This is a genomic window from Pseudomonas segetis (assembly GCF_900188155.1).
Classification (GTDB): Bacteria; Pseudomonadota; Gammaproteobacteria; order Pseudomonadales; family Pseudomonadaceae; genus Aquipseudomonas; species Aquipseudomonas segetis.
This window is the reverse complement of record NZ_FZOG01000003.1, coordinates 210777-224519: the sequence shown is the minus strand read 5'-3', so window position 1 is coordinate 224519 and position 13743 is coordinate 210777. Positions and strand designations below refer to the sequence as shown.

Genomic DNA, 13743 nt, shown 5'->3' with positions numbered 1-13743 from the left:
GTTGCGCAGAACCGCTAACAAAACCTACCGTTCCCTCGGAACACTGGTTTTATTAGCACCTCTGGTGCGCGAATATCAGAACCAATATTGATCGGGGCGCAAGCTTGTGCGCCCCGATTCACGAGGATTACAGCGCGCCGACTTCTTTGTAGTAGCGCTCCGCGCCTGGATGCAGCGGAATTGGCAGGTTCTTGGCAGCGGTTTCCAGCTTGATGTCCTTGGCCGCAGAGTGGGCATTGCCCAAGCGCTTGAGGTTCTCGAACATCAACTTGGTCATTTGATAGGCGGTTTCTTCAGAAACACCTTCATGGCTCACCAAAATGTTCGTGATGGCAACCGTTGGAACGTCAGCGTCCTGGCCATCGTAGGTACCGGCCGGGATATTGGCTGGCTGGTAGGCATCGTTACCGATTTTGGCAACCACATCAGCCGGGACCGATACAAAGTTGATTGGTAACGTGGCCGCCAGGTCACGAATAGCCGCCATGCCCAGGCCCGAGGACTGCAAGGTGGCGTCCAGCTGGCGGTTCTTGATCAGCTCAACCGACTCGGCATAAGGCAGGAATTCAACTTTGCCCATGTCTTCGTAGCTCAGGCCAGCAGCCTTGAGGATTGCCCGAGCGTTCAACTCGGTACCCGACTTTGGCGCGCCAACCGAGATGCTTTTGCCTTTCAGGTCAGCCAGGGTTTTGATGCCCGACTCTTTGTTGGCAACGATCTGGATGTAGTTCGGGTAAGTGCCGGCAATCGCCCGCAGCTTTTTCAGCGGTGCTTTAAAGCCAGCTTCTTCAACGCCGTTCCAGGCATCGGCAACAGAGTCACCCAGGGCCAGCGCCAATTCACCGCGACCGGCTTGCAGCAGGTTGAGGTTCTCAACCGACGCCTTGGTCGCCTGAACTGAGGTTTTCGAGCCTTCAATGCCGTTGCTGTAGATCTGCGACAGGCCAACACCAATCGGGTAGTACACACCGCTGGTGCCGCCCGTGAGGATGTTGATAAAGGTTGGGGCCGCCAGAACCGCAGTGCTTGCAGTCAGGGTTGCGGCAGCTGCGAACAGGCTTAAACGCTTGGTCAATCGCATGGATGAATCTCCGTCGTTGTTATGGCTTTATGCAGAGTTTTTCACTGTAGACGATGCCCGCCGGGGAGCGGCTAGCATGCGTCGGATTTTATCGGTGCGTGAAAGAAGCTTTCGCTTACACAAGACGTATAGCCCGGTGTACTGGAGGGAGTGCGCGACTGACTCGCGATCAGGGCAAGATGGCTCATGGCATACCTCTAGTCTTTCTTATTGGATTACCCGTAAGTAAACGGGTTAACAACAACCGTAGCAGATGCCGTGCCAATGCGTGAAAGCGCCGTGCCAGAAGGGTTTAGATAAACTAAAAGTCGATTATCGGCAAAAAACCGCCTAGATATAAACAGCAATAGGCGGTATTCCGCCTATTCATCATCCTGACTGCCCGCCGGACGATAACTGCCTCGCTGCAAACCATGACGCTGCATTTTTTCGTTGAGGGTGCGCCGTGGTAACTGCAGCAACTCCATCACCTGGGCAATATTGCCCTGACAGTGCAACAAGGCGTTATGCAAGCATTGTGCTTCGAAGCTTTCCATCTGCTGTGCCAGTGACTGGCTGGCAAAAGCCTCGACCGGCGCACTCAAGCCCAGTGCATGACGCTCCGCGGCGTTGATCAGCTCACGCACATTGCCTGGCCAGTCATGCCCGAGCAAGCGCGCCAACTCGGTCGCAGGCAAGGGTGACACCTCGCGACCATGGCGCTGTGCTGCCTCCTGGGCAAAGTGTTCAAACAGCAGAGGAATATCCTCGCGGCGATCACACAAAGCCGGTATCTGCAGGGTTGCAACATTGAGCCGGTAATACAAATCCTCGCGGAAGCGACCTTTGCGAACCTCATCCAGCAAATCCGGCTTAACCGCGCTGATCACCCGCAAATCCACTTGAATGCTGCGGTTTGAACCCAGGCGTTCAAGCGTTTTCTCCTGCAACACGCGCAACAACTTGACTTGCTGCGCCAACGGCAGGCTCTCGATTTCATCAAGGAACAGAGTGCCGCCGTCAGCATGCTCGATACGGCCAATACGCTTACCCTGCGCACCTGTGAATGCACCGCTTTCATGGCCGAACAGCTCGCTCTCGAACAGATTTTCTGGAATGGCAGCACAGTTGAGCGCCACAAAGGGCTTGCCCGCCCTGGCGCTGAAATCATGCAGGCAACGCGCAACCCGCTCCTTGCCACTGCCAGTCTCACCACGAATCAGGATATTCACCGAAGTACCCGCCAGTTCGAGAATCTGCCGACGCAGGTTTTCCATCGGCCGCGAGACACCCAGCAATTGGCTTTCTATCCGGTCCTTGTTGGCAAACTGTTGGCGCAATTCGCGGTTTTCACAGACCAGACGGCGTTTTTCCAATGCGCGGCGCACGCTGTCGAGCAAGCGCTCAGGAGTGAAGGGTTTCTCTATGAAGTCATAGGCGCCCCGATGCAGGGCCTGCACCGCCATGGGCACATCGCCATGGCCGGTCACCATGATCACCGGCAGATCGCGATCAAGCTCGATCAACTTTTCCAGTAGCTGCAGGCCGTCAGTGCCGGGCATACGCACATCGCTGATGATGACACCGGGAAAATCCCGATCGACCAAAGCCAGCGCCTGGGCAGCACTTGAGCAGGTTTGCACACTGAAACCGGAAAGCTCCAGCCACTGCTGCACGGCTTCACGAATAGCCACTTCATCATCAACAACCAACACCTGACTGCTCATACGACCTCCAACTAGAACGCGCGCAGTGTATCGCCATGAGCCTGACTTGGTAGTCTCGATTTGAACATTGCGGCAAAACTGTGAGCAGCGTCCTCCCCACTCCCTAGCCTTGAGGCTCAGGTGCAATTGGCAATTTCATGGTAAACACCGCACCAATCGAACTGTTAGCCGCCTCTAGCGTACCGCCCAGTTCGCGCACTATGCCGTATGACACCGCCAGTCCCAACCCCAGGCCCTGACCGACAGGCTTGGTGGTGAAGAACGGATCGAACACATGCTTTAAGTTAGCTGCGTCAATCCCTCCCCCATTGTCGGCAATTTTGAGCACGCATTGGCTCGCACAAGATTGGATAACCACATCCAGCTGCGGCGTTTCGGATCCCGTCATGGCGTCCAAAGCATTATTGAGCAAGTTGAGGAGCACTTGCTCAAGGCGAATCGCATCCCCTAAAACATGCACGTTATAATCAACTTGGCTACACAGTTGCACATTTTCGCCACGCATTCTCGGCGCTAGCAGCTGTAGCGCCTGGTCCAGAACCTCGCCCAGCGACAAACGTTCACTGAGCCCGGCCGGGCTTTTACGGGCAAAGGTTTTCAAATGGCTGGTCAGTGATGCCATACGCTCAAGCAAGCCATCAATACGCTGCAATCCCGCGTAGGCATCGGCCTGGCGACCGCTATCCAACAGCAGGCGCAAACTCCCCAGCTGCATGCGCATCGCGGTCAGCGGCTGGTTGACTTCATGGGCCATGGCCGCTGACATTTGGCCCAGGGCTGCCATCTTCGCCGCATGCACCAAACCATCCTGAGCCTCACGTAATTCTGCGGTGCGCAAACTCACTTCCTGCTCAAGGCGCTCGCGAATATTGGCTTGCAAGCGATGGTTCTTGCGCCGCTGCAGCAAAAACAGCAATAAGAACGCCAGGGTCATCCATACACCAGCGCCAGCCAAGCGATAGCTGCGCACACTGTCGACCACGCTTTGCGGCTCGATCAGCAGAAACAGGTTCCAACCTTCATCCGGCAGCTGTTGGCTTTGCCAGAGATAATCCTGTGTACCGTCCGGGCCATCCACAGTGCGCCACTGCGACTCCGGGTTAATTTGCAGTCGCAACTTGCTTGGCAGTGGCTTTAGCGCTTGTTCGGCATATTTTCGCACCTCGATCAGCTCATTTCGCGCCTTATCACTCAACTCGCTCAATGTCCTGAACCGCCATGCCGGGCGATTGCTCAAAATCACCACGTTATAGGTGTCAGCCACCAGCAAGATGCCCGATTGCTCGACCCATTCGCGTTGCAGCTCCTCAAGCTCAAGCTTGACCACCAAAACACCCAGCACTTGATCATGGTCATCGAGCACCACATGGGAGAGAAAATAACCGGGGATTCCAGTGGTAACCCCTACCGCAAAATAACGCCCGGATGATTGCTTCAAGGCATCGCGAAAATAAGGGCGGAATGCATAGTTGTTACCGACAAAACTGCTCCACTCCCGCCAGTTGCTGGCCGCCAGCGTGTCGCCCTGCGCGTTTAGCAAATAGAGCACATTGGAACCGGCGGCCCGATTAAGTTGCTCCAGGCGATGATTGAGTCCTGCGCGCAACAGCAGGTCATCCGGTGAGCTGAGCACCGCCTTGATATCGCTGTCGAGTGAAAGCACCTCGGGCACCGAACTGAATCGCTCGACCAAGGTGTGTATGGATTGGGCATACAACTGCAGTTGCCCGCGCGCTTCAACGCTACGCTCCTGCCAGACACGTTGCTGTGCATAACGCCCCGCCAGCCACATGCTTGCAAGCAGGCCGATGGCAATCAGCAGGACGGTAAACCCCACACGGTATCGAAGAAAAAGGGCAGGCATGCAGCGATCATCTCAACAAGGTTGCCCCATGTTAAGACAAACTCGCTGCTGACGCTGTATTAGCGCCAGCAGCAATTACCGCAATGAGATGATATTCAAGCGTAGATGTCAGTGCGCGACCAGGGCAGATTATGGCCGCCATCAGGCAGAGGCTTAACGGCGAGTATCTGGTGCAGGTTCATCCAGCCCTGGGCAAAACCATAGGCGCAGCCGGCCAGGTATAGGCGCCAGATACGCAGCGCTTGCTCCGGAACCATTGACGCCGCCTTGTCCAACTGCGACTCAAGTCTTTCACTCCAGAAGGTCAAGGTACGCGCGTAATGCAGGCGCAGGCTTTCAACATCAACCACTTCCAGCCCGGCATCGCTCAGTACGCCAGTCATGGTAGAGAGATGGGGCAGCTCGCCATGGGGGAAAACATACTTGCCGATAAAATCGCCAGCGCCATAGCCAACCGCACGGCCATCGGTGTGGCGAGCGGTAATACCATGGTTCATCACCAGGCCGCCCGGTTTAACAGCCCCGAATAAGCATTGACAGTACTGCGCCAGGTTGGCGTAGCCAACATGTTCAAACATACCGACACTGACTACTTTGTCGAACCGGCCATCCTGCGGCAGATCCCGGTAATCCATCAACTGCAACTCAACCTGTTGCGCCAAGCCTTGCTCGGCAACGCGCTCACGGGCCAGCTTCAGTTGCTCCGCACTCAGGGTGATGCCGTAGACCTGGGCACCAAACTCGCGAGCCGCCAGCCGTGCAAGGCCACCCCAGCCACAGCCGACATCAAGCAGCTTGTCGCCTGGTTCTAGGCGCAGCTTGCGGCACAACAGGCGTAGCTTGGCCAATTGCGCCTGCTCCAGGGACTCATCGCCTGTTGGAAAATATCCACAGGAATAGACCATCTCCGGATCTAGCCATAGCGCGTAGAACTCATTGGACAGGTCGTAGTGATAGCTTATCGCAGCAGCATCGGTCGCCTTATCATGCAGTTCATGCTCAACCGCTGCCGAGCTGTCGTCAGGTATCAGCGCTTCACTGAGCCCGACCCCGACCTTGATGATATCGCTCATCTGGCCTTCCAGCTCGACGCGGCCTTCAACATAGGCCCCGCCCAGAATGTCCAGTCGCGGCTCAGACAATTGAGTGATCAGGCTTGGGTCTTTGATCACCAGCGTAACCCGTGGCTGAGGGCCAAGATCAAGCTCTTTGCCGTCCCACAACTTCAAGCGCAGCGGCAATTGCAGGCTACGTAATACTGGCGGTATGGACTGAATCATATGAACCTCCGCTTTTTGCTGACAACAAAAAGCGTAGCTCAGCTTATTGCGAAGTGATGCTATCGACCTGATAGATAACCGGCTCGCCCATGTAACGCTGCAAAGTGCCATCAGCCAGCCATTGGCGAATCCAGGTGATGGCCTGGGCCATGGCGTTATCACCCAGGGGTACCAGGTCGGTACAGAGCTCAGCAAAACTACCGCCTTGCACTGCCATTTTGTAAAGCGCGCTGGCTTCATCAGGCCCTAGGGTGCGGTAGCGGCTGATCAGCCCAGCGCGCCAGATCAAACAGACAGACTCCTGCTCCAGCCTATGGCTGCCGGGAAACTCGGTGTCTTCCTTGATCGCGCGCCACAAGGCCATGGTGTTGTAGCGCAGGGTTTGCCATTGCACGCTTGGCAAAAACCGCGCCTGCAGATTTGGCCACTCATCAGCCTGCAAGCTGGCCAATACAGCCTCGGTCAACGGTTCGCCATCTGGCGCATCGAATGACAGGGTGAAAGCCCATTCAAAACGCGCAAGCTCAGCCAGCGGCTCAGCCTGCTCAGGTATAAGGTGAGCCTCGATAAACTCGGCAAACCGGGCACCTAGCCAGCGCAGGCTGAAGTGATCGGGCGGATAGGCATTGATATAGGCCAGCGCCAGCGCATCGAACTCTTCATCGCCCATCCAGCCATGCACCGCCTGGTAATCGCCTCGCAGGGTCTCGATCAGCCGTGCGCGATAGGCATTGTGGTAAATCGCCAAGCCCAGGTCGACATCAAGGTTCGGGCTGCCCACCAGGCTGGCTCGCAATTCGTCATTGGCGAGCGAGTCGGCGCCCAGCAAATAGGCTTCAATTTCTTGCTGCCACTGGTTCAGCCGCATAAAGGCTCCGTCTGGAGGGCTCTGGCGCCTAATTCGCGAGCTTTTTGCAGCTCGGCCATCAATTCGGAAAATGGCGGATAGTGGTCATCACGCTCAATCATTGTCGCAACCGGCCCCAGGTGCCCGATGGTGCGCTCGTACAGTTGCCAAACCGGATCACACACCGGGTGGTCGTGGGTGTCGATCACGTAGTTGCCGTAATCAGTATGTCCGGCCAAATGCAACTGACGAACTTTATCCACAGGCAGGCTGCTGATGTAGGTCCATGGGTCAAACCCATGGTTGCGCGCACTGACGTAAACATTGTTCACATCCAGCAGTAGATCGCAGCCGGTGATCTCTGTCAGGGCCGAGAGAAACGCCCACTCAGTGTATTGATCTCCGGCGCTGCGGATATAAGTCGAGGCATTCTCAAGCACCAGCGGGCGCTCGATTACATCCTGCACCTGTTGGACTCGCGCCGCTACGTACTGCAGGCTTTCATCGGTGAAAGGTAGTGGCAGCAAATCGTGCAGGTGATGGGCGTTACCGCGGCTCCAGCACAGGTGGTCGGAAATCCACTGCGGCTTGACCCGCTGTGCCAGTTGCTTGAGACGCGCGAGGTAATCGCGATCCAGTTCGTGTGGACCGCCAATAGACAGCGAGACACCATGCATCACTATTGGATAGTGCTCGGCGACCGCGTCCAGGTGATAAAGGGCTTTGCCGCCCTCGACCATGAAATTCTCAGAAATCACCTCGAACCAATCGACATCAGGTCGTTGCTCGAGAATTTCTTGATAATAGGGAATTCGCAATCCCAGGCCGTAGCCAAGACAGGCTGACTTAGCTGACATGCCAAGCTCCTTGGTTAGATCTGGTGTAATTGAACCTGTGCAATAAAATTGAAGTCGCCATCAACCGATGGCGACATTCAATTGCAAGGTGCTTATTCCTCGCCAACGCGGCCTTTGGCAGCATTGCAATCAGCCAACGACATGGCTTTGAAGCCATGACCTTTGCAGATGCCCTGGCCTTTACAGGCGTTTTCAGCGGTTTTGCAGTCATTCTGGCCTTTGCAGGCGTTAACGCCAAAGCATTGAACAGGCGAATCTTCTGCGACAGCTACAGTGCTGGCCATGGTTGCAAACATGGTTGCAGCAGTGAACGCGATAGCAGCACCGGTAGCAGCAAGTGTGGTTTTGTTAGTCATGTGCACATCCTCGGATTATGTGTAATACGCCAGTCGCACAACATTTGTTAGACGCGACGTATCACTAGAGAGAGATAGACCATATTCGTTACAACGTCATTTAAAAAAACGTCGCAAAAACCATTCCCACCTTAAGTTAGGAATCATCTGACCCGTTACAGCTTTGGGCCAGCAGCCTTGCGGTCTCCCGATTCAACCCTTGCGCCAGGACAAGGCCGCGCCGAACTTAATCGGCTAACTGAGTTCTACATAACAGGTTCAGCGCGTTGCTAAACAGATCTGTATCAAGAATGAAACACACCAAATAGATGGCGCCCACTGTTTACGCTGCTTTACGGTTTTCACCGCCTACCTGTTTCATCCGTGCAACACCTGGCGAAGCCTGAGCCAGGCTTGGCTAGGCACGGATAACCCCAATAACGCTGGCCGATGCTGTCTCATTGATGAAACACCCGGCTCCGCCCTGCCTGCCACAAACAAATCCAACTCTCTGATATTTCAGCACAAATCAATTCCGGCACGACTCCTGCGAACAGTTCGGCACAACCAACCGAAGAGTTGTCACTGCCAAGAGCTGTATAAGGAATTGATGTCATGGAACCTAGTTCAAGGTCATTCCAATCCTCACTACTGGCCATCACGCTAGTGATGCTTTCAAGCGTCTACGTTGCACCTACGTTCGCCCAAGACGGCATTATCGTATTGGGTCGCCAGGTTCAGCCGCGCCTTGCAACGCACCCCACTGATATTCCCGACCCCAATCCAACGGTGGTCAATACCAATATTTCTCGGCAAGTCGTCACCACGGTCAATGGCAGCCTGAACAACACCCAAATGGGCATGGGTGGCGAACTGGCAGACTCAGACTTCGCCAACATCACCACCGGCGCCAGCATCAATTCCATGATCATGCCCAACGGCAGCCTTCCTGGTTTCAACGCACTCGGTACAGACCAGGTCAACCATCAAGGAGCCACCAACACCGGCTCAGCCGGGCATTCAGGTGGCAATGCCGGCAGTGGCTTGGGCGGCACCATCAACAGCACCGTTCAACGCGGGCTGGCCCCACTGAATATGCTGACCGGGGGCAAGTGAGATGAAGAACCTGCCCTTGTTAATCGCACTCGCTGTTTCCAGCGCTGCACTTTCCGGCATGACGCTGGCCGAAACGCCCAACCAGGCCAATATCGCCAACAGCGCCAGTCACTACCAAGGCGTTGTTTCGGTCAACCAAGCGGCGGGAAAGTCGCAACAGCAAAGTAATGCAAGAGCCCTGGCAATTGGCAACGGCGCCAGCGCTTCGACCCAACAAATCCAACAGCTGAATATTAATAACGTCGACAGCTCTCAAGCCGCAGGCGTGGCCATTGAAGCGGGCGCATTCAGCTCTGGTAACGGTGTCCTCGGAATCAACCAATCCGCGGGGGCAGGCACACAACAGGCCAATGCAATGAGCATCAGCGTGAGTTCGGGGCCAACCAGCCTGGATGACTCGGTGCTGTCACAAAGCGTGGCCATTACCCAAATCTCGGGAACAGTTGCACCTTCCACAGGGGAGCGACGCGTAGCAACCGATGACACTGCGTTTGTCGGGAGCCGTGGAGTAGTGCAATTGAACCAGAGCGCTGGGGTCGGGAACCGCATGGGGAACAACCTCAGTATCAGGGTTAGTGATTAACCCTGAGCGCAACACAAGTGAGTAAGTCCTAAGTCCAACACAGCAAGGCAAGGAGATACACCATGAAAACTAAAATGGTAGTAATGACGCCGCTGGCACTCGCTTTGGCAGTCGCCATGGCAGCGACAACAGTACAAGCCGACCAGAAAAAATCCTGGATTCCTGAAACAGGCGCATCTGCAACTGTCGACGATACCCAGATCATCAAAGGTAACGGCGTACTGAACGAAGGCACTGAAAACGCAGCGGGCGTTGACGACGTTGGGGCGAACGCCTCGGGTAACGTCGGTATCAACGTTGTTGCAGGTACCAATAACCAACAAGCCAACGCCGCAGCACTTGCCAGTGCCGATGCAAGCTTTGTGTTCGGTACCGCCGAAGCGTCAACCACTGTGAACCAGAAGTTGACCAACAACGGCGTGATGAACTATTCCAACCCAAGCACTGCAGCGCTTACCAACTCGCTTAACGGCGCCAGTGGTAACGTCGGTGCCAACGTTGCAGCTGGTACTTATAACCAACAGAAAAACGACATGGCTGCTGCCGTGTCTGCCGGCGCGTTCTCAACCGCCAGCAGCACAGCCACTCAGTCTATTTCTGGCAACACCACCAACAATAAAGCCACCCTTGAGTATGGCTCTGCAAAAGTCACCCTGGGCATGGCCGCTGTTGGTGGCTACAAAGGCAAGTCTGACCAGATCGGCGATGTCTATCTCGACTCGTGGGAAGGCGAAGGTCACCCAGGTGGCTCCAACACTGGCCACGTAGACCTGGATAGCGATGCACAAGGCGCTCAAGACCTCAACAAAGACGGCGGCGCACTGGCCTTCAACGAAGAAGGTGTAATCGGCCTGCTCGGTGTAGTGACTGGCAATATCCCAGTTGTAGCTGGCTTCAACGCTCCAGTGGTCAACACTGCAGTGCTCAGCGGCTCACTGAACTACGTCTCGGGTAACGTCGGTGTCAACGTGGCGGCGGGTGCTGGTAACCAGCAAAGCAACTCCCTGTCGATTGCTGCTGGCTGCACCTCGTGCCCAGCTGGTGGTACCGGCGGCGGCGAATCGCTTCGCTACTAAGCTAGTCCTGGGGGCTCCGGAGGTTTCGGAGTCCCTTTCTTTTACAAGGACTGACTTATGCGCGCCCTTCTCGTTGTCCTGATGATGCTGATTTGCCCTGCATCCTACTCCGCCCAACTGGGCTTTCCGGTGCTACCGGGTGGTGCCTTGGCATTCAAGAAAGTCGAAAGCTTTCGCGAGCGGCGTTTCAGCAATCTGATCGAACAAAAGACCGATTTCAGCTGCGGTGCTGCTTCCCTGGCTACCATCCTGTATCAGGGTTATCGCTTCGATATCGACGAGCAGACTGTCATTGAAGGCATGCTGCAGCAAGCAGACCTCGACCTGGTCCGCAGCCAGGGTTTCTCCATGCTCGACATGAAGCGTTATGTCGAAGCCATTGGCTTGCGTGCCCGCGGTTACCGCATTCCTGCCGAGCAACTTGAACAAGTCAAAGTACCGGTGGTGGTGCTGCTGGATGTACGCGGCTACAAACATTTCGTGGTGCTGCAGAAAACCGAAGGCAATTGGGCCTATATCGGCGACCCGGTATTGGGTCACAAGCGCTACAAGCTCGACGAGTTTAAAGAGGGCTGGAACGGTATTGTTTTCGCAGTGATTGGCGCCGGCTATGACCGCAACAACCCACTCACTGAACCGCCACAACCCCTTACGGCACGCAACCGCCTGGATCGTTTCAGGCCGGTAAATGATGCCGAGTTGATGGAGTTCGGCTTTATACAAAGTGACTTCTTTTAATGGAGCACGACATGAAGACTCAATTGTGTGTGGCAACCATCTGCCTGGCTGCCAGCCTGCCACTCCACGCCACAGGGCTCTTTGTACCTGCTGAGCTGAGTGATCAGGAATTATCGCAACTACGGGGCCGCTATGTGCTGCCTGGAAGAATCGTTAATTTTGGTGTGACCATGGCCAGCACTTGGCAAAACGCAAGTGGCCAGGTGCTCGGTGCCAAGGTCAACATGCAAATCCAGCAGAACATGCCCAAGCCTGTGTTCAATATCACCACTTTCAATGAGGACAACAGTAATGCGGCGGCTGCAACCATTGCCGCCGGCGTGGCCAACTCACCTGCTACACCAACGACGGCGCCAACACCTGGAACGGGCCAGCTAAGCGGTGGCAACAGCCTGAACAATGTTCAGGGCGTGGTGCAAACCACGCGCTCAGCGGGTGATTTGAACACCAGCTACAACAACCTCAACATTGATGTAAGCCACGGTAATAAAGCGCCTGCGGTCATGTCCGGCTCGCAGATTGTCAACCGCGTGCAAACCAGCGATGCCGGTACGGTCAGGGTCAGTCCAATGGGCGGCGGCTTGCAACTGGCAATTGATGCCAATGGCCAGGGCGCCAGCCTGCAACAACTTGGTGCTGGCGGTGCCGTGCAACGTACCGACATATACGGCTCACGCAACACAGTCACCAATTTCGCTGCGCTCAACGTATTGCTCAAAGAAAACATGCCGACGGCGAACGGTTTGAATTGTAATTGGAACCAACTTAACAATTTGCGTCCAACAGGGCTGTAAATATCGTCTAGGCTGGATTTGTGACTGATCTGAAACGGAAGTCTTACCATGCCGAAGCACCTGTCTCTCTGCTTGGTTATGTGTGCGGCTAGCGCTGCTGCAGCCCCCAGCTTGATGGCTGCAACTGATGCCGAAGTAGACGCATTAAAACAACAACTAGAACAACTCAAACAACACTACGATGCGCAACAGAAAGCCCTGATGGTGCTTGAACAACGGCTCAAACAAGTTGAGTCGCAACCGGTTCAAAAACCATTGCTACGCCCGATTCCTCCAACCGGGCGTAGTGAGACGGTGGCCAAATCAGGGGAAGCCGGTTACGGCACCAGCCTGCAAGATGATGCCGCGCCAGCACGCAGCGTTGAGAATATCTACAACGAGGCCAGCGGCTTTTTCGGCACAGGTACCTTCAGCTTCGAAACGGGCCTGACCTACAGTCACTACGACAGTAGGCAACTGTTTCTTAACGGCTTCCTGGCCCTCGACACCATCTTTCTCGGCAACATCGGCGTCGACCAAATCAACTCTGACACCTTAACCCTCGACCTGACAGGACGCTATAACTGGCGTGACCGTTGGCAGTTCGACCTCAACGTGCCCGTGGTGTATCGCGAGACTACATTTGAGTCGGCTGGTGCAGGAGGCGCGAGCACATCGATTTCTGAAGAAACCGTCACCCGTAACCCTGAAATAGGTGATATCAGTGCCGGTATCGCCTACAAGTTCATGACGGAGACTGAAAGCCGCCCCGATGCGGTGGTGAGCCTGCGGGTCAAGGCGCCTACAGGTAAAGACCCGTACGGCATCAAGCTGCAACAGGTGCCAGGCAACGACAACCTGACCGTTCCTGAAGAACTGCCTACTGGTAATGGCGTGTGGTCAATCACCCCAGGTATATCCCTGGTCAAAACCGTTGACCCAGCCGTGCTCTTCGGCAACCTGTCCTACACCTACAACCTGGAGGAAGACTACAGCGACATCAGCTCCACCCGTGGGGTCAAACAACCCGGAACGGTGCAGCTGGGTAACTGGTTCCAATTCGGCCTGGGCATGGCCTTTGCGCTTAACGAGCGCATGAGCCTGTCGATGTCCTATTCGCAACTGCTTTCGCAAAAAAGCAAAGTCAAGGCTGAGGGTCAGAGCTTCACGTCAGTACCAAGCAGTGACGCCAATGCGGCGTACTACAACATCGGCATGACCTATGCGGTCGATGAAAACCTGAGCATCGTACCCAACCTGTCAATTGGCCTGACACCCGATGCCCCGGACTTCACCTTCAGCATCAGGTTTCCCTACTACTTCTAAACCCCTGTCGCAGACCTGAGCGGAATTTATTTCGCTCAGGTCTGCGTGCGCCTACCATTCGGTCAAACAGGCTGGATTGAGGTGGTTGTGGATATTCAGGCAATACTCTGGGGCTTACTATTTGGATCGATCGGCCTGGGCTTTTTTATCTACGGGCGCAA

The 13743-nt window shown here is 55.4% G+C and carries 13 protein-coding genes; 6 read left to right on the top strand and 7 right to left on the bottom strand.

Annotation, left to right across the window (positions count from 1 at the left end; genetic code table 11):
* Positions 1-127: 127 nt before the first annotated feature.
* The 7 genes from CHB79_RS12290 to bufA2 all read right to left on the bottom strand — a co-directional run bounded on the left by CHB79_RS12290 (position 128) and on the right by bufA2 (position 7991).
* Positions 128-1081: a TAXI family TRAP transporter solute-binding subunit gene (locus tag CHB79_RS12290; RefSeq protein ID WP_010487801.1), complete on the bottom strand. Its 954-nt coding sequence runs from the start codon at positions 1079-1081 to the stop codon at positions 128-130.
* A 362-nt stretch (positions 1082-1443) separates the two neighbouring features.
* On the bottom strand, positions 1444-2787 hold the full coding sequence (locus CHB79_RS12285; protein WP_089360129.1) for a sigma-54-dependent transcriptional regulator: 1344 nt from the start codon (positions 2785-2787) through the stop codon (positions 1444-1446).
* A gap of 103 nt (positions 2788-2890) precedes the next feature.
* Complete coding sequence (locus CHB79_RS12280) at positions 2891-4651, bottom strand: sensor histidine kinase (RefSeq protein WP_089360128.1); 1761 nt, start codon at positions 4649-4651, stop codon at positions 2891-2893.
* 95 nt (positions 4652-4746) lie between these two features.
* Complete coding sequence (cfaB, locus tag CHB79_RS12275; RefSeq protein WP_089360127.1) at positions 4747-5931, bottom strand: C17 cyclopropane fatty acid synthase CfaB; 1185 nt, start codon at positions 5929-5931, stop codon at positions 4747-4749.
* Between the two features lie 43 nt (positions 5932-5974).
* Complete coding sequence (locus CHB79_RS12270) at positions 5975-6799, bottom strand: HvfC/BufC N-terminal domain-containing protein (protein ID WP_089360126.1); 825 nt, start codon at positions 6797-6799, stop codon at positions 5975-5977.
* Positions 6790-7635 carry an MNIO family bufferin maturase gene (gene bufB, locus CHB79_RS12265; protein WP_089360125.1) on the bottom strand — a complete coding sequence of 282 codons (846 nt, stop codon included), beginning with the start codon at positions 7633-7635 and terminating at the stop codon, positions 6790-6792. The genes CHB79_RS12270 and bufB overlap by 10 nt, the downstream gene beginning before the upstream one ends.
* A 92-nt stretch (positions 7636-7727) precedes the next feature.
* Entirely contained in the window at positions 7728-7991 is a 264-nt protein-coding gene (gene bufA2 / locus CHB79_RS12260; protein WP_010487809.1) for a BufA2 family periplasmic bufferin-type metallophore, read from the bottom strand.
* Positions 7992-8585: 594 nt separating this feature from the next.
* On the opposite strand from bufA2, the gene CHB79_RS12255 reads away from it, so the two are divergent.
* The 6 genes from CHB79_RS12255 (at position 8586) to CHB79_RS12230 (ending at position 13582) form a co-directional block, all read left to right on the top strand.
* Positions 8586-9086, top strand: a complete 501-nt coding sequence (locus CHB79_RS12255; RefSeq protein WP_089360124.1) for a hypothetical protein — start codon at positions 8586-8588, stop codon at positions 9084-9086.
* A 1-nt stretch (position 9087) separates the two neighbouring features.
* Complete coding sequence (locus CHB79_RS12250) at positions 9088-9669, top strand: adhesin (RefSeq protein WP_089360123.1); 582 nt, start codon at positions 9088-9090, stop codon at positions 9667-9669.
* Positions 9670-9731: 62 nt separating this feature from the next.
* Positions 9732-10745 carry a hypothetical protein gene (locus tag CHB79_RS12245; protein ID WP_089360122.1) on the top strand — a complete coding sequence of 338 codons (1014 nt, stop codon included), beginning with the start codon at positions 9732-9734 and terminating at the stop codon, positions 10743-10745.
* A 57-nt stretch (positions 10746-10802) separates the two neighbouring features.
* Positions 10803-11483, top strand: coding sequence for a C39 family peptidase (locus CHB79_RS12240; protein ID WP_010487817.1), 681 nt, complete (start codon positions 10803-10805; stop codon positions 11481-11483).
* 11 nt (positions 11484-11494) lie between these two features.
* Entirely contained in the window at positions 11495-12277 is a 783-nt protein-coding gene (locus CHB79_RS12235; RefSeq protein WP_089360357.1) for a hypothetical protein, read from the top strand.
* Positions 12278-12325: 48 nt separating this feature from the next.
* On the top strand, positions 12326-13582 hold the full coding sequence (locus CHB79_RS12230; RefSeq protein WP_089360121.1) for a transporter: 1257 nt from the start codon (positions 12326-12328) through the stop codon (positions 13580-13582).
* Positions 13583-13743 lie beyond the last annotated feature (161 nt).

Bases quoted from the DNA above. Each gene is read 5' to 3' on its own strand.
- CHB79_RS12290 (WP_010487801.1), bottom strand. From the start codon at position 1,081: ATGCGATTGACCAAGCGTTTAAGCCTGTTCGCAGCTGCCGCAACCCTG.
- CHB79_RS12285 (WP_089360129.1), bottom strand. From the start codon at position 2,787: ATGAGCAGTCAGGTGTTGGTTGTTGATGATGAAGTGGCTATTCGTGAA.
- CHB79_RS12280 (WP_089360128.1), bottom strand. From the start codon at position 4,651: ATGCCTGCCCTTTTTCTTCGATACCGTGTGGGGTTTACCGTCCTGCTG.
- cfaB (WP_089360127.1), bottom strand. From the start codon at position 5,931: ATGATTCAGTCCATACCGCCAGTATTACGTAGCCTGCAATTGCCGCTG.
- CHB79_RS12270 (WP_089360126.1), bottom strand. From the start codon at position 6,799: ATGCGGCTGAACCAGTGGCAGCAAGAAATTGAAGCCTATTTGCTGGGC.
- bufB (WP_089360125.1), bottom strand. From the start codon at position 7,635: ATGTCAGCTAAGTCAGCCTGTCTTGGCTACGGCCTGGGATTGCGAATT.
- bufA2 (WP_010487809.1), bottom strand. From the start codon at position 7,991: ATGACTAACAAAACCACACTTGCTGCTACCGGTGCTGCTATCGCGTTC.
- CHB79_RS12255 (WP_089360124.1), top strand. From the start codon at position 8,586: ATGGAACCTAGTTCAAGGTCATTCCAATCCTCACTACTGGCCATCACG.
- CHB79_RS12250 (WP_089360123.1), top strand. From the start codon at position 9,088: ATGAAGAACCTGCCCTTGTTAATCGCACTCGCTGTTTCCAGCGCTGCA.
- CHB79_RS12245 (WP_089360122.1), top strand. From the start codon at position 9,732: ATGAAAACTAAAATGGTAGTAATGACGCCGCTGGCACTCGCTTTGGCA.
- CHB79_RS12240 (WP_010487817.1), top strand. From the start codon at position 10,803: ATGCGCGCCCTTCTCGTTGTCCTGATGATGCTGATTTGCCCTGCATCC.
- CHB79_RS12235 (WP_089360357.1), top strand. From the start codon at position 11,495: ATGAAGACTCAATTGTGTGTGGCAACCATCTGCCTGGCTGCCAGCCTG.
- CHB79_RS12230 (WP_089360121.1), top strand. From the start codon at position 12,326: ATGCCGAAGCACCTGTCTCTCTGCTTGGTTATGTGTGCGGCTAGCGCT.